The 17,683-nt window shown below is 57.7% G+C and carries 15 protein-coding genes and 4 pseudogenes; 7 read left to right on the top strand and 12 right to left on the bottom strand.

Annotated elements, in window-relative coordinates:
- Positions 1–130: 130 nt before the first annotated feature.
- A complete protein-coding gene (locus FHT93_RS34675) occupies positions 131–1,654 on the top strand; it encodes a PAS domain-containing sensor histidine kinase (RefSeq protein ID WP_246781796.1) in 1,524 nt (507 codons plus the stop codon).
- Here FHT93_RS34675 and FHT93_RS36060 read toward each other — a convergent pair.
- The 3 genes from FHT93_RS36060 to FHT93_RS34665 form a co-directional block, all read right to left on the bottom strand.
- Positions 1,593–2,255 (bottom strand): hypothetical protein, encoded by a 663-nt coding sequence (locus FHT93_RS36060; protein ID WP_348649819.1) that lies wholly within the window; start codon positions 2,253–2,255, stop codon positions 1,593–1,595. The genes FHT93_RS34675 and FHT93_RS36060 overlap by 62 nt on opposite strands.
- Positions 2,256–3,163: 908 nt before the next feature.
- Positions 3,164–4,828: a PAS domain-containing hybrid sensor histidine kinase/response regulator gene (locus FHT93_RS34670; RefSeq protein ID WP_183851390.1), complete on the bottom strand. Its 1,665-nt coding sequence runs from the start codon at positions 4,826–4,828 to the stop codon at positions 3,164–3,166.
- Entirely contained in the window at positions 4,828–5,625 is a 798-nt protein-coding gene (locus FHT93_RS34665) for an alpha/beta hydrolase (protein WP_183851372.1), read from the bottom strand. Before FHT93_RS34665 ends, FHT93_RS34670 begins: the two co-directional genes overlap by 1 nt.
- A 262-nt stretch (positions 5,626–5,887) precedes the next feature.
- Between FHT93_RS34665 and FHT93_RS34660 the strand changes: the two are divergent.
- A pseudogene (locus tag FHT93_RS34660) lies at positions 5,888–6,942 on the top strand (histidine kinase dimerization/phosphoacceptor domain -containing protein).
- Positions 6,943–6,989: 47 nt separating this feature from the next.
- Here FHT93_RS34660 and FHT93_RS34655 read toward each other — a convergent pair.
- The 8 genes and pseudogenes from FHT93_RS34655 to FHT93_RS34620 all read right to left on the bottom strand — a co-directional run bounded on the left by FHT93_RS34655 (position 6,990) and on the right by FHT93_RS34620 (position 13,101).
- Positions 6,990–7,397 (bottom strand): response regulator, encoded by a 408-nt coding sequence (locus FHT93_RS34655; RefSeq protein WP_183851371.1) that lies wholly within the window; start codon positions 7,395–7,397, stop codon positions 6,990–6,992.
- Positions 7,394–8,399: pseudogene (locus FHT93_RS34650) on the bottom strand (PAS domain-containing protein). The gene FHT93_RS34655 and the pseudogene FHT93_RS34650 overlap by 4 nt, the downstream one beginning before the upstream one ends.
- Before the next feature lie 731 nt (positions 8,400–9,130).
- A complete protein-coding gene (locus FHT93_RS34645) occupies positions 9,131–9,409 on the bottom strand; it encodes a hypothetical protein (RefSeq protein ID WP_018116038.1) in 279 nt (92 codons plus the stop codon).
- Positions 9,410–9,569: 160 nt separating this feature from the next.
- Positions 9,570–9,782: a hypothetical protein gene (locus tag FHT93_RS34640; protein ID WP_018116039.1), complete on the bottom strand. Its 213-nt coding sequence runs from the start codon at positions 9,780–9,782 to the stop codon at positions 9,570–9,572.
- 123 nt (positions 9,783–9,905) lie between these two features.
- On the bottom strand, positions 9,906–10,169 hold the full coding sequence (locus tag FHT93_RS34635; RefSeq protein ID WP_183851370.1) for a hypothetical protein: 264 nt from the start codon (positions 10,167–10,169) through the stop codon (positions 9,906–9,908).
- A 1,159-nt stretch (positions 10,170–11,328) separates the two neighbouring features.
- Positions 11,329–11,502, bottom strand: a pseudogene (locus FHT93_RS34630) (transposase); the annotation flags it as partial.
- A gap of 472 nt (positions 11,503–11,974) precedes the next feature.
- Positions 11,975–12,268 carry a hypothetical protein gene (locus tag FHT93_RS34625; RefSeq protein ID WP_162709981.1) on the bottom strand — a complete coding sequence of 98 codons (294 nt, stop codon included), beginning with the start codon at positions 12,266–12,268 and terminating at the stop codon, positions 11,975–11,977.
- Positions 12,269–12,810: 542 nt separating this feature from the next.
- Positions 12,811–13,101, bottom strand: coding sequence for a hypothetical protein (locus FHT93_RS34620; RefSeq protein ID WP_183851369.1), 291 nt, complete (start codon positions 13,099–13,101; stop codon positions 12,811–12,813).
- A 17-nt stretch (positions 13,102–13,118) separates the two neighbouring features.
- Here FHT93_RS34620 and FHT93_RS34615 point away from each other — a divergent pair, with 17 nt between their 5' ends.
- From FHT93_RS34615 to FHT93_RS35830, 4 genes are all read left to right on the top strand, one after another.
- The gene (locus tag FHT93_RS34615; protein WP_246781795.1) at positions 13,119–13,415 is read left to right on the top strand and encodes a hypothetical protein; all 297 of its coding nucleotides are present in this window, start codon (positions 13,119–13,121) and stop codon (positions 13,413–13,415) included.
- Between the two features lie 130 nt (positions 13,416–13,545).
- Positions 13,546–13,872: a hypothetical protein gene (locus FHT93_RS34610; protein ID WP_018116043.1), complete on the top strand. Its 327-nt coding sequence runs from the start codon at positions 13,546–13,548 to the stop codon at positions 13,870–13,872.
- Positions 13,873–14,365: 493 nt separating this feature from the next.
- Positions 14,366–15,346, top strand: a complete 981-nt coding sequence (locus tag FHT93_RS34600; RefSeq protein WP_348649818.1) for an SGNH/GDSL hydrolase family protein — start codon at positions 14,366–14,368, stop codon at positions 15,344–15,346.
- Positions 15,343–15,624: a hypothetical protein gene (locus tag FHT93_RS35830; protein ID WP_246781794.1), complete on the top strand. Its 282-nt coding sequence runs from the start codon at positions 15,343–15,345 to the stop codon at positions 15,622–15,624. Before FHT93_RS34600 ends, FHT93_RS35830 begins: the two co-directional genes overlap by 4 nt.
- 310 nt (positions 15,625–15,934) lie before the next feature.
- Here the strand turns inward: FHT93_RS35830 and FHT93_RS34595 are convergent, their stop codons facing one another.
- Positions 15,935–16,096, bottom strand: coding sequence for a hypothetical protein (locus FHT93_RS34595; RefSeq protein WP_018116047.1), 162 nt, complete (start codon positions 16,094–16,096; stop codon positions 15,935–15,937).
- Between the two features lie 724 nt (positions 16,097–16,820).
- Here FHT93_RS34595 and FHT93_RS34590 point away from each other — a divergent pair.
- Positions 16,821–17,593: pseudogene (locus FHT93_RS34590) on the top strand (DUF2213 domain-containing protein); the annotation flags it as partial.
- Positions 17,594–17,683 lie beyond the last annotated feature (90 nt).

Here is a 17,683-nt window from a genome sequence, read left to right as displayed (position 1 = left end):
TCCCCATGAGCAACCGGCGACATAGATCTAACTCCAGGGTATGAGGCCTCGCAGCGCTTTCAGGTTGTCTTGCCATCGAGAGCGATTAAAAGTCGGAAGGAAAATATGGGCGGTACCGGCGGGAGAAGGCATGGACGAGAATGATGTGAAGAGCGAGCAGCGCTACCGACTTCTGATCGAAGCGATCACTGACTATGCGATCTACATGCTCGACCGGGGCGGCTTCCTGACAAGCTGGAACCCTGGCGCCGAACGGCTGAAGGGATATACGGAACAGGAAATCGTCGGGCGCCACTTCTCAACCTTTTACACGGACGAGGATCGCGCCGCGGAGCTTCCTGCAAGGGCGCTCCAAATCGCTGAGCTGGAGGGCCGTTTCGAGCGCGAAGGTTGGCGTCAGCGGAAGGACGGTTCCCGCTTCTGGGCGAACGTTATCATCGATCCGATCAGGAACGCCGACGGCGAGCTCATCGGTTTCGCAAAAATCACCCGAGATATCAGCGAAAAGCGCGCCGCCCAGGAGGCAATATTCCAAGCGCAAAAAATGGAAGCCGTTGGGCAGTTGACCGGCGGACTCGCACATGACTTCAACAATCTCCTGACGGCGATCCTCGGAAGCCTGGAGATCGCAAAGAAGAGAGCAATCCGGCCAGACGTCGCCGACCTTATCGAAAACGCCATCCAAGGCGCCCAACGTGGCGCGACCCTGACCCAGAGGCTCCTTGCCTTCTCTCGTCGTCAGGAGCTTCAGCTCGGTCCCGTTGATGTCGGTGATCTGGTTGGAGGAATGGCGGAGCTGATGCGGCGAACAATCGGGCCGGAGGTCGTCATCACCACGCTATTTCCGCCCGAACTGCCTCTTGTCCGCACGGATGCAAACCAGCTTGAGAGCGCGCTTCTCAATCTCGTCGTCAACGCGCGCGACGCCATGCCGGAGGGAGGTGAGATCGTTATCGCCGCGGAGCGGAAAGCTATCGAGGCGGGGGCGGTTGCTTTGCTTCCCGCTGGCGAATACCTCTGTCTGTCCGTGAGGGATAAGGGGGAGGGAATGGACGCCGAGACGCTCGCCAATGCCACGACACCCTTTTTTACCACGAAGGGCGTCGGCAAAGGCACTGGACTTGGTCTGCCGATGGTACACGGGCTCATGGCCCAATCCGGCGGTCAGCTCATTCTGAAATCGTCCCCGGGCGAGGGCACGACCGCCGAGCTTTGGCTCCCGATTACAGTTGATGCCGCTACTCCTGCGCTTGCCGAAGAAGTTCCTATCGATCCAGCTCCAACCGCTATGACGGTTCTGGTCGTCGACGACGATCCGCTCGTTCTCATGAACACGGTGCTGTTGCTGGAGGATCTGGGAATGGAAACAATCGAGGCCTCCTCCGGCGAGGAGGCTCTCGCTATCCTGGGTTCGGGGCAGCTTCCCGATGTGGTAGTCACCGACCATGCGATGCCGAAGATGACCGGTGCGCGCCTCTGTGAGGAAATCCACGCGAGGTTTCCCACGCTCCCGGTCGTGCTTGCGACGGGCTATGCGGAACTACCAGAGGGCGCCGGCGACATCAGTGGGGTCGTAAGGCTGTCGAAGCCGTTCAGCCAGAAACAGTTGTCGCGGGCGCTGGCAGAGGCCCGCCAAGGTGGCCGCTGTTTCTGATCGATATCAGCGGGGGTTGGGCGGATGCGTTGCGAGGCTGCGATTTGGCTTGATGTGCAAGCGTCGTGCGACTCATCCAGAAGCGAGCATGTCCACCGCTACCGATGTCAGACGCTCCACTTCTCCAAGGGGACATCTGAGGGAATAGCGGCACTCCTCTCCGCAATCGCTGTTGGGTTATCTTCGAGAACCTTGCCGCACCTCCTCCCGCGGCACGCTTGCGTTTTGCCTTGGGGCCGTGACGAGAGGCCAAGCAAATCCAAAATCGTACCCAGCCAGAATTTTCTCGATTGGATGCGAGCCATAAACCGGCTCTGAAGGTTACCGTGAACCAATGAGCGAATGGCATTGTGGCTTCGCTAGTCCAAGGACCGTCAAGATATCTCCATAGATCGAGCCCCATAATGTCGATGTCGTGGGGATGGAAATTGCCGGCGAGTTCGCGATGAAGCTTGCTCGCTTCGGCGACGGAGACCTTGTTTTGGATCGTGATGTGCGGCCGCCACGTCTGCATGTCCTGCGACCCAAACCAGTGGAGGAAATCCCTGCGTAGGCCATCCCCGATCGAGTTCAGCTCCGTGCTTTCGATTGTGAATGCCACGCCGGCTCCGAGATGACGGACGCCGCTAGCGCGGGCTAAGATCGTGCGCGTCTCCTTCTTAACAAATTGAAGGCTTTCGACGATCCTTCCAACCTATTCGCCCGGCAGCCGGTGAAACATCGTCAGATGAGCCCGCAGGAAATTCCGGTCTTTGGGAAAAAAGTTTCTGACGTAGCAGATCGGACGGGATGACATCATGCTCGGCAATTCGGGCGGTCAGGATCATGGGATGGCGTGTCTTCAAATCGGCGGTCCCGACTCATCTAGTAAAGTCAAATCAGTCACAAAAGCGTCTGCTGGGCGAACGGACACTGTCGGTGCTTGCGTTTCTCCTCGCCGCAGACGCTCCGTATCGGCGCTAAAGCCAATGTCCGCGCCGCGGTCCCTTGTGAAGGCAGTGAGTGTCTCCATAGAGAGGCGTTCCCAGCTTTTGCCGCGATCAGGACCCGCCCGAACCCCGGGTAATATGCCCGGCTCAGAACTCCGAAACAGGAGCTTATCCAACGAAGCGGCGTTTAGCTCGTCACGCAGATGATGGGCCGTGACATAGGCATCGGGCATGGCCCGATGGGCGGGCAGGCCGATCTCGTGGATCAGGCCTACGGGCCTGCGCTGATAACCCAGCATCTGGTTGGAAAACCTTGGAAGCTCCGGCCAGACACGCAAAGCGCATTTCCACGTGCAGATCCAGGGCGTAACACTCGCCAGTCTTGGCGTGCAGTAACGTCGCTGCTCGAAGGCGGCACGGTGTGCGCCAAGTGCGGCGATCGGGTGCGGCGATCATTCGATGGCGGCCGCTGAAGCATGGACTAGAGGTCCCAGATTCAGCCCCGCCACTGCGAGCGACTTCGACAACTCTGTAGCTTTTTCATCGCGAAAACACTGGCGTGGCGGATGGTGTCACGACCTTATCTTGGTCTATGGTCGAGAGCCATACGTACCTTGCGCGCCAAGTCTCCAAGCGCTGCCGGCTTCTGCAGAAAAATAACACCCTCGTCAAGCACGCCATTGTGGATGACCGCATTGCGGCTATACCCGGTCGTGAACACGACTGGCAGTCCTGGACGCTTGCTCCAGATCTCGTCCGCCAGTTTTCGGCCGTTCATCGGTGCCATGACAATGTCCGTGAACAGGAGCTTCACGTCCGGACGCTCGTGGATGAGTTTCAGGGCTGCAACGGGACCGTCGACCGCCACGACGGGGTATCCCAGCTCCTCCAGCATCTTGGTATGCACTTCGCGGACACTGGCGTCATCCTCCACCAAGAGAACGAGTTCGGTCGCGGAGCCTCGCGGCACGCTTTCGTCTTTCCGCAGCTGCGCCGTCGCGGTCGGTCCGTAATCCCGCGGCAAATACATCTTCATTGTGGTGCCGAGGCCAACCTCTGAATAGATCTTCATGTGCCCACCGGACTGTCTTGCGAAGCCGAAGACCTGACTGAGGCCCAGCCCTGTTCCCTTGCCGACCGGCTTTGTCGTAAAGAATGGGTCGATCGCCTTTTTGATAATCTCAGGCGCCATACCGCACCCTGTGTCAGTGACGGAGATCATTACATACTGCCCAGGGCGGATATCATGCTCTGCCGCATATGCTTCGTCGATATGCGCGTTTGCTGTCTCGATCGTCAGCTTGCCGCCGTCCGGCATGGCGTCTCGCGCGTTGACGGCGAGGTTGAGAACCGCGTTTTCGAGCTGGTTCGGGTCGGCCTTGGTTCGCCACAGTCCAGCCGCCAGTACCGTCTCTTTCTGAATGGGCTCGCCGAGTGTCGAGGCTAGAATTTCGGCCATATTCGCGACCAGCTTGTTGGCATCGACGGATTGCGGCGACAAAGGTTGTTGCCGTGAGAAGGCGAGCAACCTCTGGGTCAGGGTGGCTGCACGATGCGCTCCGTCCAATGCCGCCTCGAGGAGTTTCGGGAGGTCGTCGAGCGCGCCGCGTGCGATCCGGCGTTGCGCCATATTCAGGCCGCCTATGACCACGGCAAGCATGTTGTTGAAATCATGCGCAACGCCGCCGGTGAGATGACCGAGTGCTTCGATCTTTTGCGCCTGGTGTAGAGCACTCTCCGCAGCGCTTTTTTCCTGAACGGCGATGGCGATGCGCTCTTCCAGCGTTGTATTGAGATCTTTCAGCGCGGCGGCCGACCGCTCGGCCGCCGCGCGCGCTTCGAGGAGTTCTTTTTCATAACGGCGCCGGTCGGTGGCGTTGAAGATAGTAATCCGGACGAATTTGACCGCGCCGTCTTCGGCCAGCCTCGCGACCGCATTAACGAGGACCGGCAGACGGGTGCCATCCGCCTTCACCATGTCGAGCGCGACTTCGTTGAAAGCACCCTGCATCGTCAGCAGCGGTGCAAAATGCGTCTCGAAAAAGATTTTCCCAGGCATGGTCAGGAAGTCGATGAACTTGCGGCCGACGATCTTGCCGCCGGACATGCCAAGCCAGGAGCATAGCGTTTTGTTGGCAAGGATGATGCGCCCGTCCGATCCAGCCGAGATGTAGCCGCAGGGCGCATTCTCGAATAGATCCAGCAGGTCGTCTACATTTTGGGGAATGTCCAAGCTGGAGTTCATCAGGCGGCGGCCACGAATGTCTCGATGGCGGCAACGGTCTCTTGGGGGTGACTGAGGTTCGGACAATGGCCCGTCGCCCTCATCAGAACGAGAGTGCTGCCGGGGATCTTGGCGTGAAGATAATGGCCGACGGAGACCGGAGCGATCACGTCCTCCGCACATTGAAGGATCAATGACGGAACCCTCACGTTGTCGAGGTCCGCCCGATTGTCGGCCATGAACGTCGCGCGCGCGAAATGCTTGGCAATTTCCGGGTCGGTCTGGCAGAAACTGTTGGTCAATTCCTCCGAGAGTTCGGGCCGGTCGGTGTTGCCCATGATTACGGGCGCCATTGCCTGCGACCAGCCCATATGGTTGCTGTCAAGAAATTCCAGCAGTTCATCGACTTGTTGCCGGCTGAACCCGCCATGGTAATCGAGATCGTCGATATATCTGGGCGACGGGCCGACGAGCACAAGCCTGGAAAACATCGTCGGCGCCTCTGCAGAAGCGAGCACGCCCATCATGGCGCTGACGGAATGACCGACGAATATGCCATTTTCGATCCCGAGCTCCTTTCCGATCTCGACGATGTCGGCTGCATATCCATCCAGGCTGCTATATTTTTTAAAATCGTAGGCAGACAGATCGGAGCCTCCGGCGCCGACATGGTCAAAAGTCACCACCCGAAAACGGTCCGCAAATCTCGGCGCGACGTACCGCCACATATTCTGGTCGCAACCGAAACCGTGCGCGAACAACATCGTTTGCGAGCCATTGCCGACGACCTTGACGTTGTTCCGATTAACGACTGACATAGAATGCTCCTGGTCTGGCAAGCGATCGGCTTGCGCGCGACCTTGAGCCGCAATTGTGATCTTGGCTTAATATTGTCAGGTCGCGGCTTTAATCAAGTCACGACGTGTGTTGGTGGCGCGCAGACTGCGCAGGCCGACAATAATCGATACTGTCAAGCGGCCAAAATCATGCAGATGGTGGCGTCCTCCTTCGGCCGAATGTTCTGTTGGATGCGTCGATTGCCATGATATGGACTCCCCGTTGCCAAACCATGGAAGTTCGATGACCACCCCAGACGATACCACTCCGGCGACCCTCTCCGACCTCCCGCACCTGGCGGAAGCGCTGGACGATGATCGATTTCGCCAGTTCCTCGATCATGTGCCCTTCGCGGTCGCGGTCTCTGAACTGGGCCGCAATGAACGCCCGGTTTACGGCAATATCGAATTCGAGCGGCTGACTGGCCTTTCCGGAAACGATCTCCAGGGGCAGGAGTGGTCCGTGCTTCCCCCAGCCTTGCCTTTGGCGGGCGGGCCGGAATTAGCCCAGGCTTTGTTGCAAAATGAAGAATATCTCGGAACTTTCACTCGCAGTCGGCGATAAGCACGTGGTCGACGCCTGGTCGAACACCATTGTCGACGACGCTGGCGAGCCGCTGTTTCGTCTTTTGGCAATATCCGTTCGCAATGGCGGCAATGATTTGGCCGCCTTGACAGACGCGTTGACGGAAAAGGACACTTTGCTGAAGGAACTGCAGCACCGGGTCAAAAACAACCTTCAGATGATTACCGCTCTGATCCGGATGGAGGCACGCAATGCGGAGCGAACGAAAGAGAATGCGAGCTTCAACCGGCTCGCCGGACGTATCGAAGCTCTATCGATCCTGTACCGCTCGCTCTATTCGGGAGCGAGGCCGAGACGGTCGATCTTGGGACCTATGTCAGCCAGATCGCGTCGTCTGTCATGGTCGCTCATGCGGTCGACGGCATACGCCTGGATATGAAGGTCGACACCTGGCCAGTCTCTGTCAACGTCGCCATGCCCGTCGGTCTCGTGATCAACGAGTTGATGACAAACGCCCTCAAATACGCCTTTATCGGCCGTGACGGAGGCGAGTCCGCTGCACGGTCGATGACGAAGGGTGTAAGGTCCTCGTTGCTGACGATGGTGTCGGCCTTTCGGACAAAAGCGAGTGGCCCCGCCGGGGCAACCTAAGCGCGATGATTGTTCAGCCGGTGAGGCAGAATGCCAAGGCCGAGATCGACGTGCAATCCGGACCCGGTCAGGGTATGGCTGTGACGATCATTTTCAAACGAGCGGATGCAACAGGCCTCTAGTTGACTTGTTCGGACTGGGGCCTGTCTCGGTCGAGCCGCGGGCCTGATCACGCAGCTCTAGTGGCCATAACGATACTCGGCGGTGCAACAACAGCAGCCTCGCCATCAATAACTTTAGCCAGGTAGGCCAGCGCGTTCTGCAGGCCGTGCATGGTGTAGGGCTTTTCGATCGCGCCGAGCGCGCCTGCAAAGTCCTCGGGAAGACGCTTGATGTTGGCGGAGACGAAAACGAAGGGGATGTGCCGCGTGGCGAGGAAACGGCCGACGTCGATCCCCGTCGGGCCATCGACGAGCGAGATATCGACGAAGGCAAAATCCGGGCGTTCACGCTCAGCAATATCTTTGGCCTCGACACTGGAGGCAGCCTGACCCACGACGTGGTGGCCGGCGATCTCGATCTCGCTTTCGAGTTCAAGGGCTAGAAGAGCCTCGTCCTCAACGATCAGCACCCTCATGCATGCTCCTTTTCGTCGACCATCATCGTCACCCTCACGTCTGTGCTGTGGCCCTCGACCTGTCGTTCGATTTTGGCGTCGAGCTGCCGCGCGCAGGTCTCCGCCGCCGTCGCTCAGTCCGCGCCGGACGGCATCTCCGACAACCTCGTTGACGATCAAGGCGAGGGCCGACGCCTTGGAAGCGGGGACCAGCACTGGACTTAGGTCCGTGGTGAACCTGATGTCGTCACGCTTCAGCGATCCGACGAGGTCGACCACCAGTTCGTTCGCGAACCCTGAGACGTCAAAGCGGCCAACGTCTTCGGCGGTAAACAGCTTGCGCTGAACGGTGCTGAGCGCCTCGACACGGTCGAGAACGGATCGCAGCGTCTTTCGCACCGTCTCATCCGTCGTCATCTTCGCCTGGAGCTTGACGATGGAGGCAATCGTCAAGAGGTTGTTCTTCACCCTGTGATCGACTTCGTGAACCAGCATTGTCTTGGCCTCAAGCGCTTCGGTCAGATCGCGTGTGCGGTTTTCGACTTCCTGTTCCGCCGAATGGCGGGCGCTGGCCAGCTCCGCCTCCTTGCTCTTGATATTGGTGAAATCAAGCTGTGAAGCAAAAAAGTAGATGACCTCGCCGGATGCATCCCTCACCGGACTGACGAACAACGCATTCCAGAACGTCGTGCCATCTTTCCGATAATTGAGGATGTCGACGGCGACACTTTCCTCCGACGCTATCGCTTGGCGGATTTTGGAAATCGTTGCCGGATCGGTCTCCTTCCCTTGAAGCATTCGGCAATTCCTGCCGATGAGTTCATCATTCGAATAGCCCGAGAGGTCATTGAACGCCTTGTTGCAGAAGATGATCGGATTGTCGTGCTGTCGAGGATCCGTGATGATCATCGGCATGCGTGTCGCCTTGAAAGCCGCGGCAAAGGGATCCTCGGACGGATGGCCGTCCACGAGCCGCGTGCCGGCGTCGCGGGCATTTTGCTTGATGCTATCTTGATCTGCCATATTGCCTTCTATGCACCTGGAGAGATGAAATGGCGCGAGGGCACATCATGTTCCAGGTGCTGTAAAATAGCCTGCGCCAACTATCCTGCAAGAGGCGTGATGGCAAGCTGCGAGGCAAAACTGCCTCGAGAATCCCGAAGTTGTTTATCCTAGGCTGTGGCAAGTTTTTGTTTCGAAGGGCATCAGAATATCTACCGCTCTGTCGACCTGATCGCAGTTGCCAAACTAAAGGCAAAGGACGGGTCACCTTTCTTCACTCGCTGGCGGTCAGCGCTCTGATGGTCGCATTTGGTGGTAGGCTCGGCCACAGCGAAGCCGATATCCGCCTTCTTGGGCTCGTCGGCGCCAGGTGCATGATCTAGGCAAGATGACGCTCCCCGACGACAGCCTGACTAAGACCGGCAAACTGATCGCAGAGGAGATGGAGCTTGTTCGAAGGCATCCGCAGCTTGGCTATGAGATAGTATCGAGGGCAGGCACAGCACCAACGGAGGTGCTGGAAATCTGGTGCGATCGTCGATCGCCACCCCTGGGGCGTTCGAATGTCTGGAGCCAAGGGGTCGCCACCGTCCGGGGGTCTTCGTTCGCTGTGAGAGGAGAATGGACGCTCCCCTTTTCGAAAATAATAGAAGGACCGTGGCACATAAATTTACGCGGCTTGCGGAGGGCGCGGTCGTTGGGTTTGGGCCAAGGTGATCACGGCGGTTTCCTTGTTCTGGATCGGGACCAAATCACGCGGCCACATGTTTGCGGAACCAATCAGCAGCGTTATTTTTAACCTGCATTGTTGCCCACTGTCCGGGTGATTGGATCTGGACTACGAGGAGCCCATCGTCGGCGTCCATGTGTTGCGCAAGCAGATCTCGAATGGTCGTTGCGGCACCATTCATATGTCCGACCCAGACTGATTCAAGCGGTGAGATGCATCCCCAATCGCGCAAGGTATTTAGAAGCTGATTATAGTTTCGAACCTTGCGAAGGTCGTAACTTATCAAATAGGGGGCTGCCATGATGGTCTCCGAACTAGTTGCATAAGAAACTGGTCATGCACGCGGTGAGCCGGCAAGCGTCGTTTCAACTTCTAGGATATTTTCCACGTCATTTACAGAACAGGGCCTGGCACGAGGGCCGGAATTAAGATCCCAACCCGGCGAGCCCGTCGCCCTTTTCCTATCGCGTGAGAAACTGCACGGTATTAAACCGGCCGATCACGTCCTCAACAGATTCGCTCACGGCTCTCGTCACGACGCCGTTGCCCTGAGGAATAGCTAGCGCAAGGATTGTTCCCGTTCCTTCTCCATCTTGGTACACAGCGGCGACATGATCGACGTTGATATGAATCGGAGCTTTGGTCGTCGTCCACGTCAGCTTAACAAATGCCATCTCCGTACTCCCTTGTTTGTGATACCAGAATTGAATAACGGGTGGTCAGAGTCCATGAAAATCTGAGTATTCATGGGAGGCAGAAAACTATATCACATTCCGGCGATCCATGTTGTCACCCAACTATCCCCCGGGGTGGGGCGCCGGAAGTGGAGATCGACGACCCAACTCGGCCCGATGGAAGAAATGCTGGTCCACGTCGCCAAGTTCCTGAATAAGCTTCGCAATATCCTCACGTTCGAAAGATACATCGTGTCCGAAAGCTTGGATATGCAATAACATTTTTGGCGAGATCGGGGCCGACGCCTTCAGGTAATCGACGGCATCTCGCGTGGTGGGAAAGGTCTTTTCCTCGGTAGAAAAGTTGTCCAGTACAACCGTAGCCATCGTCGCTGTCGCCGCAAATTGCGAAAGTCTCCTTAGCGCTAAAGTGTTTGCTCATTTCAATTACTCCAATTGTACGCTTCAGGCTCGATGTCTATCCCGACCAACAAGGCCATCGATATGTTCCAGTCAGTTGAGCATCAGGGGGACTGAGCGCATACAGTCGGCCTTAACCCTTGCTTCAACAACATTCTACGCCGGAGACATTTTGATGAAGTAGTTGTCTCCGGGGCGTGTGTGGTTCTGAAGTTCTTCCTCCATGGCTGTGGCTTCGGTTCTACTGTCCGTTAGCCGGTTGCGCGTATCGTCCGTATGTATCGCACGGACATAGTATCGCATTTGGGCGTCCTCGGGCTACCGGTAGAAATGGTCCGGAAGGGCTTTCTGATCACCGTTGTTCATTGGATCTACAACATGGGACGGATACCTAAGTTCCTCCGCCGGCACCTGCGACTTTGAGGCAACTCGCAATTTCGGGTCCTCGCGCTACTTCCCCTTTAGAAGGAGCGCTAACTTGGAAAATCTGAAAGAATTTGCTTCAAGCACGAATGGCGATCGATGGTTTCTCGGCATCAATCCTGCCACCAATAGAGAAGTCGTCGTTCATCGTGGGAACTCATCGTCGGGCGGGCACGAAACGATTATCCCCGTGAGTTCATTCTTGAACCAACGGCCGTTTGGTCCGGAACATCAGGCTTTAGACTTATTGCTCGCAGATCGAAGAGCGAACGAGAGCGAGGCCCCCGAGACAAGGGCCGACGAGCGGTAGGCAACATTCTGTAGTGAGACCTGGCACCGGATCCTGAACCACCTGGCACTCTATTTTCCCGAGCTCGCCCATGCTGGAAATAGCCGGTCGGACTGGTCTTGGCGTTGATCGAACGCTTCCCGACACCCGTTAGCATCACTTCGCTCGGACGCGAGGCTTTTGTTGCGGAAGCGTGGTCGCTCGTTGGCCGTAAAGTCTCAAAAGCACGATGAATCAATGATATCTTCGAGACAGCCTGCTCATCGGTAGCGCTGCCTATAGCCGAAGACGCCGTCGCGATCAGCATGTTCCGCATGATTATTGGCCAGGGACGAGGCTTGATCCGTGAACGCAATCGCACTGAGCAAATCGCTCAGTCGCTGCTGGCAGACCATCGGGACTATCAGCTCCTGTGAGCTGGCGAAGACGCTTCATCTCCGAGGGCATCAGGCGGCGTATTTTTTGCGCCAGTTGTAAAGGTCGTGTCCGAAATTACTGCCTTGCGGCAGACCTCACCGATCGGCGTCCCATCCTCTGCCTGCTTCACACAAACGCGATCTGCGCTTCCGAAAACTTCGAGACCTTCATCGAATTCTCCTCTTCTTCCCATCAGGGAGCATAAGTGGAAAATTTCAGTTTCAAATGGCCTAATTTATTGGGGGCACGTTAAGATGTTCCACACTGATCGACTAGAAACCCGAGGCCGGCCACGAACTGTGATGAAACAAGCCTTCGCCGGCCTGACGATCGGCGGTATCGTTGCCTATACTGGTGATGGCACCGTCTCTGCTATTCGCCACTGGCTGAAGATTAATTGATCGGCCACTCAAAAAGCGCGTGGGTGGACCGCGCAAACGAACCCCCAGGGCTTAGAAGGGATCCATACAATCGAGGTCTCCGCGCGATCTGCGCGTGAAACACAGAACCACGCTGAAAGTTCCAATTCCCGAAATTGCCATCATTGGCTGAAGATCAATTGACCCAACACACCACGATCAGCTTGCCCAGTCCGTACAAGCCGTATCCTGCCAGAAAGGCCACCATAGTCCAAAAGTGCACCTCAAACCGCCTGAACATTCTCTGCCGCTTCTTTGGCCCGATTCCCAGTGCGGATAGTGCGCGAGCACCACCAGCGCGTCTCCACGGCCTTGCCGGCGGAAAAACCAAAGCCTCCCCATTTCCCGCAGCCCGGGACGGAGCATAGGTGCTCGACATCACGTGCGCGCTGGCGCCGATGAATTACCCCGTTGCTCACGATGCGTTCCAAGCCTTGCATCTCTTTAAGCTTATCGGAGTGCTCTTCGGCATTGCGCAACGCCTCTCTCGCCGTCGCCTCCCAGCCCTGCTGCGGCATGATGCGCCTGCGTATTCACGAGGCAAAGCCGCCGTTCCAGCGCCACTGATTTTCGTTACCTGACCTGGTTTGGTCGACCTCGATGCGGCCCACAATGTCTATAGGGAAGAACCGCCAAAACGGCAGGAGCCGAAGCGCGGATTACCCTCCGACTCCATCGAGCCCACCATCGCTCGGGAGCGCGTCTGCGTGTGAGGCTTAAGCCTCCCCGACGAGCAGATCGGGGAGGATGAAATAGCTCAGGGTTTCTTGTGCTTACTGAACTCCACGGCCTTGGCCCCTGAGTAGCCGGCGCTGCGGCAGGGGCGGCCTCGTACCTTTTATAATTGCTTCTAGCTTGACCCTTAGCCATCGATTCTTTCTGGTTAAGCAAACGGCGCATTACCGAGCAGCGCGTGAGAGAATGCAGGCTATTTGGAGAGCGATATGAGACGCACCGTGATTGCTGTCCTGTTCGGCATAGCCGTCGCCTGCATGGCTGCCGCTTTCCTCACGGCATGCCAATCTTGTTAGCCTCCGGGTGAGGGGATATGGCGGGCGCTTTAGGAGAGCTCGTCAGCGCGCCATAGGCTGGCGATGATGTACGGGTTCTCTCCCGCCATGTAGATAAGGCGATCGCCTTTGCCTTCATCGCGATCGGCCTTGTAGAGAGACGGTGACCCAGCGATTTCTCGCTCCGACAAGTGCCTCTTGGCCATTCTCTCGATCCTTGCAATGATTTGGGCTTCAGTCGCGTTCGATAGCGGGATGAACTCTTCAGAAATTATCTCGGCGCCATTCATTTCGACGATGCGCCATACCTGCTCTTTGAAGCCCTCGACTATGTTCTTCACTTTTCCTCCAATTGGTGATGCATGCCAGTCCTAAGAATCCACGGCATGAGAAATTTGCTCAGGCTCTCTTCAAAGGCAAGACAGCAGATGACGCATATGCGGAGGCCGGCTTCAAACCTGACCGGGGAAATGCGTCCCGCCTACAGCATAAAGACAACATCGTACAACGCGTTGCCGAGCTTCTTGAGTGGGAGCAGACGATAGACCGGAAAGCCACTGAAAAGGCGATCGACAAGCTCGCCATCACGAAAGAGCGCGTCCTCGCTGAACTGGCGGCCGGCCGAGTCTTCTACGAATGGAGCGTCTGCTGTTGATCGTCCGGCTCATCGGTCTCATCATCGGGTCACCGCTCAAGCAGATGACCGAGAAGGAGCAGGCCGAGATCGGCAAGATGAATGCTAAGACGGCAAAGACACCGGCCGACACTGGCACACCGAAGCGTTCATGGCAACGGCCAAACGGGCACTTGGCATCAACCTCTCTGCGGTCGTGCGGGACGAGGATCTGGCCGATTACCTGCAGGCGGCAGTCGCCCGCAACACATCGCTGATCCAGAGCCTATCCGACGACATCGTGAAGCGGATAGAGCAGACGGTCTATACCAGCGGCATCGCCGGCAATTCGGTGACGACGCTCCGGAAGTCGCTTCAAGCACAGTTCGGGATCACCGATCGGCGGGCTCGGCTCATCGCTCGGGACCAGACGGGCAAGTTCAATTCGGATCTGAACAAGATCAGGCAGCAGCAGGCCGGCGTTACTTCATACGTCTGATTGACGGCGCACGATGAGCGTGTTCGGCCGCTGCACAAGAAGCTGGACGGCAACACGTACAAATGGGGAGAGCCGACGGGAGCCGAAGAAGGTCTTCCGCCAGGTCAGCCTATCAATTGTCGTTGTGTGGCCCGCGGGGTAGTGGAGTTTTGACACGATGCTCGATCTCGGCGCTCGTAAGGCGCTGGTGGTCGACCATGACGACCTCGGTAGTCTCAACCGCCTGCGTTAGGCGCCGGACTTCCAGTGACAGGGCTTCAATCTTGACGTTCTGGTCAAGGATCAACTTATATCCCAGCATGATCTGGAGTTTCGCCCGGCTTCCACTCTTTGTCGAAGGCTCCTAACCCGGCGTCAGCCTTACGCACCAGATTTCCGTCTTTGTAGAGTGCCATGAGTTCCCCCTTGGTGACGAGTATGCCGATCTTACTCGACAACTAATAGTCGAGTATGTCCAGGAATTGTCCATCAAGCAATTTAGCAACGGGGCATTGTGCCCTTGCGGACCCTGCCGCTCGCGACGGGCTCCAAAGTCGTGGGCCTCGGCCATAGCTTCATCGGCCTCGGAGCAGCGCAGACCTATACGGCCGGCCAGACGGCGACCAACGGCCATACCGGCTTCTACGAGAACCAACGCACCGTCCTTTCTTGGATCAAGGCAGCTGATGGCCGCTTCAACCTCGACATGTTCGCCGAGCTGAACAGTCCGTTTTTCGCGCCTGGCTCATTCGCGGCCTTCTCGGGGGCAATGGCCGGCAAGTCAGGCGACTGCCTCTTTCCTGTCCCCGGGCTTGGGGCGCAGTTCCCGGGCACGCTCGCGCGGACGGCCCACTCTCTGAGCCAGAAGCCGGACATCGTCTATGTCGATATCGGCTATAACGATATCGTCCGCGGTCGTAGCTTGGCGGCGATCATTGCCGACTTCGATACGCAGGTGCAGCGCATCGTTGATGCTGGGGTCTACGTGATCCTGCAGACGCTGAGCTGGACCAGCACGCTCGACGATCAGCCAGGCGTTGACGATCCAGCCTGGCCTGGCATCCTTGATGGCATCAATAGGTGGATTCTCGCCCAAGCCGGCCGTAATGGCGTCGTGCTCTGCAACACACTTGCCCTCGATGGCCCGGCTTCCGGCATCGCCGCGTCAATGTTCGTCGACGGGCTTCACCCGAAGCCCGATTTGATGGCGAAGCGCTCCGATATTCTCCTTCCCATCTTGCAGGGGATGGTTTCTGCAGGTGAGACGAGGTGGCTCGACCTGCTTGCCGCCTACAACATCTTCCCGCCGAAGGGCACGCCCGGAATTGCTGGCGCCAAGACCAACGTCACCGGCGATGTTGCCACCGGCATGCGCCTGGTGCGCGGCACCGGCACCTCGACCTATGTCGCCAGCAAGAAGTGGTGGCGGCCGGCAACGAGAAGCAGGTCATCACGATCACACCTGTCAACGACGCGGCCGCCGTTCATACCGTGACGTACGGGCTGCCGGCCAACCTCAGTCTCGCAACGCTCGGCCTCGTCGCCGGCGACTGGCTCGAGATCCAGATCCCGGTCGAGCTCAACGACTGGGCAGGCTGGGATTACCTGGATGGTTCAATTCGCGGACCAGTCCAGATCGGCAACACGGTCACCGTAACCGGCGGCGGCTGGACGACGGGACAACTACATCGGCGGGCGTGGAAGATCGCTCGTCTGCGGCTCGAAACTCTGGCTGCCGACGGGGCTAACGATGACGAACATCCGGCTCGATAACCTGCTGATCTTGAGGCACCTGTGCAATACGGGCGGGACTGGCGTTGCCACGATCGGGGCGCCGGTCATTCGGAAGATCGCGAGCCCGCGCGCGGCGTGGCAGTTGGCGGCTTGAAATGCGAAACCCGCCGGAGGTCACGGCGGGTTTCAGGAGAGCAGCTTCGCGAGCAACTGCTCTCCAGCTGAAAGCTGAGGGCACTTCAGCAGAGTGAGACTTAAGAAAAGATCAGAGTTTTTCCAGCGTCCTTGGAAGAAAAAGTCGTGCAAGTAACCTCATCTCCCGTGGCCGGGCGCCGAAATCGAGCACTGATCACTGGTAGGCTTGCTGCTGATCCTCGCGCTGCATCGGCGCTGACCGAGCGTTGCCCACACTTTCTGATGCCTTGAGTTTGGCCCTCACCAGCAAGAGCAAAATCCCTGCAGCAATAAAAACCTGCAAGGAGAGGTAAATGTACAAGATCCACCACAGCATGGCTCATCCATCCTCACTTGAACAAGTCCGAACGGGTTCGATCAGATAGGTCGGTGACGATCTATCGACAAGGGGAAGTGACCGTAGGAAAAAGGTGGAGACGAGCTAGCGCCGATTGTGCGTTTGGAGAAAAACGGAGAAGGGTCTCTGAGTTAGGAATAAAGAGCCCTTCTCCCGCTGATAGTGCAGCATCAGCGCGCGCGGAAGTCTACTGGCCAGATTTTGGAAGTCTACCGGAGGTTTTGTAAATTTGCGTGACAGTCAAGCTTTCGGCCAGCGCTAAGCGCCGCGCTGAGAGGAGCAGGAGGACGAGGGGTGACGCCCTCCTGCAGTCGGGTACCGACCAATCACGCAGGCGCGACTACGGGCCGTGCATTGCTCTTCCGAACTTGCACTTGGGGAAGTGCACAAATTCGGTCGATATCAGAGGTGTATCATGAATATAATGCAATTTAAAGGAGTTTTCTCGGCTTCGTGACCGAAGGTCGGCCTGGAATAAGGGCCATTATGCGATCGAAAAAGAGCCCGCCGAAGCGGGCTAATTTAAGGGACTTGGAAACAGGAACGCTCGAACGCAGGTCTGGAGTCCATCGAACGTCCCGTACACCCTACTTCCGACGAAGCAGAAGGTTCCCTCGGCCATCAATTTGGTCCGGATATGGGTTCCCCGCCTGAAATCTGAACGCCCACCTAACCGGCTCTAGACAGAGCGGGGAGCGAAGCCATGAACTTTACTGATGCTGTCACCATCGCGGGAACGCGGCGGACCGACGACGGCTACCTTGCCGCCGAAGCGAAGGCAGTTCGGACCGGCATCCAGCTCTATACGGGTGATGAGGTCGGCAAGCCGGAATTGTCCGTCGTGCGTGTCTATCGTCCGCCGGAATCGGTCTTGGCTGACGCCAGCCTGCAGAGCTTCACTCACGCGCGCCCGTGACCATGGATCACCCGAAGGACGCGGTCACCGCGGAGAACTGGAAGGATCTGGCCGTCGGCGAGGTCAGCACCGCCGCCAAGCGCGACGGGGAGTGGGTCTATCTCCCGCTCATCCTTAAGGACGCAGCGGCAATCAAAGGCGTCGAGGGTGGCAAGCGCGGGCTCTCCGCCGGCTATGTCTGCGAGCTCGTATGGGGCGACGGTGTCACGCCGGACGGCCAGCAATTCGACGCACAGCAGACCAATATCAAAATCAACCACCTGGCCGTCGTCGATCGCGCGCGGGCTTGTTCAAAGGCTCGCATCGGTGACGGTGCGAATTGGGGCATCAGCCCCGTCACCCCTGATCACAACCCGACAAAGGAAACGATCATGCCCCTGAAGACGGTTACCGTCGATGCCATCCCGGTTGAAGTAACCGATCAGGGTGCCACGGTTATCGCAACGCTGCAGCAGCTGCTTGCGGATGCCCGCTCCAAGCTGGGCACGGCAGACGCCGCGCACGTCGCCGTAATCGCTGCAAAAGACAGCGAGCTCGCCAAGAAGGATGCCGAAATAGAGGTGGCTCGGTTTGTCTGAACAGTTTCGGGCGTTTCGCTAAGTGGATTTCCGCCTCGATTATGCCGCCACCATCATTGGTGCCAGCGCGTT

The organism is Rhizobium sp. BK379, assembly GCF_014193955.1.
Lineage (GTDB): Bacteria > Pseudomonadota > Alphaproteobacteria > Rhizobiales > Rhizobiaceae > Rhizobium.
The sequence above is the reverse complement of the archived record's forward strand: the minus strand, read 5'-3'. Positions and strand labels throughout refer to the sequence as shown.

Excerpts from the sequence above, each read along its gene's own strand:
- FHT93_RS34665 (WP_183851372.1), bottom strand. The coding sequence starts at position 5,625 with ATGTCAGTCGTTAATCGGAACAACGTCAAGGTCGTCGGCAATGGCTCG.
- FHT93_RS34595 (WP_018116047.1), bottom strand. The coding sequence starts at position 16,096 with ATGCTGTGGTGGATCTTGTACATTTACCTCTCCTTGCAGGTTTTTATT.
- FHT93_RS34615 (WP_246781795.1), top strand. The coding sequence starts at position 13,119 with ATGCATGCCAGTCCTAAGAATCCACGGCATGAGAAATTTGCTCAGGCT.
- FHT93_RS34675 (WP_246781796.1), top strand. The coding sequence starts at position 131 with ATGGACGAGAATGATGTGAAGAGCGAGCAGCGCTACCGACTTCTGATC.
- FHT93_RS34610 (WP_018116043.1), top strand. The coding sequence starts at position 13,546 with ATGGCAACGGCCAAACGGGCACTTGGCATCAACCTCTCTGCGGTCGTG.
- FHT93_RS34625 (WP_162709981.1), bottom strand. The coding sequence starts at position 12,268 with ATGCCGCAGCAGGGCTGGGAGGCGACGGCGAGAGAGGCGTTGCGCAAT.
- FHT93_RS34670 (WP_183851390.1), bottom strand. The coding sequence starts at position 4,828 with ATGAACTCCAGCTTGGACATTCCCCAAAATGTAGACGACCTGCTGGAT.
- FHT93_RS34645 (WP_018116038.1), bottom strand. The coding sequence starts at position 9,409 with ATGGCAGCCCCCTATTTGATAAGTTACGACCTTCGCAAGGTTCGAAAC.
- FHT93_RS34635 (WP_183851370.1), bottom strand. The coding sequence starts at position 10,169 with ATGGCTACGGTTGTACTGGACAACTTTTCTACCGAGGAAAAGACCTTT.
- FHT93_RS34640 (WP_018116039.1), bottom strand. The coding sequence starts at position 9,782 with ATGGCATTTGTTAAGCTGACGTGGACGACGACCAAAGCTCCGATTCAT.
- FHT93_RS34655 (WP_183851371.1), bottom strand. The coding sequence starts at position 7,397 with ATGAGGGTGCTGATCGTTGAGGACGAGGCTCTTCTAGCCCTTGAACTC.